A 706-nucleotide genomic window follows, 5' to 3' on the forward strand; every position below is an offset into this window, starting at 1 on the left:
GCTGGAGGCGTCGCTGCCGGCCGTCGTGTCGGTCACCGACCAGTCGGGCGAGGCGCGTTACCCGTCCTTCAAGGGCATCATGGCCGCCAAGAAGAAGCCAGTGGCCTCCTGGGACCTGTCCGACCTCGACATCGACGCCGAGGACGTGGGTCTGGACGGCGCCTGGACAGCCGTCGACTCCGCCACCGCGCGCCCGGCGCGTACCGCCGGAACAGTCGTCAAGGACGAGGGCGAGGGCGGCAAGCAGCTCGCCGAGTTCCTCGCCGGCCAGAAGTTCATCTGAGAGAGGGTGCGTTGATCCATGGCTGAAGTTCTCGTCTATGTCGACCATGCGGACGGTGCCGTCCGCAAGCCCACGCTGGAGCTGCTGACGCTGGCTCGCCGGATAGGTGAGCCGGTGGCTGTGGCCCTGGGTGCCGGCGCCGCCGACACGGCGGCCGCGCTGGCCGAGCACGGGGCGGTCCGCGTGCTCACGCATGAGGCCGCCGAGTACGCCGACTACCTGGTCGTCCCGAAGGTGGACGCCCTGCAGGCCGCGTACGAGGCCGTCTCCCCGGCCGCCGTGCTGGTGCCGTCCTCCGCGGAGGGCAAGGAGATCGCCGCCCGCCTCGCGCTGCGGATCGGCTCCGGCATCATCACCGACGCCGTCGACCTGGAGGCCGGTGACGAGGGTCCGGTGGCCACCCAGTCGGTGTTCGCCGCCTCC

Annotated in this window: 1 protein-coding gene and 1 pseudogene; both read left to right on the forward strand. The window is 71.4% G+C overall.

What is annotated here, in order from left to right; genetic code table 11:
- The coding region (locus tag TN53_RS41485; protein WP_046264068.1) for an electron transfer flavoprotein subunit beta/FixA family protein at window positions 1-283 on the forward strand (283 nt) is incomplete at its 5' end.
- Between the two features lie 18 nt (window positions 284-301).
- Window positions 302-706 (forward strand): annotated as a pseudogene (locus tag TN53_RS41490) (electron transfer flavoprotein subunit alpha/FixB family protein); the annotation flags it as partial.

Source organism: Streptomyces sp. WM6386 (assembly GCF_000972385.1).
Classification (GTDB): domain Bacteria; phylum Actinomycetota; class Actinomycetes; order Streptomycetales; family Streptomycetaceae; genus Streptomyces.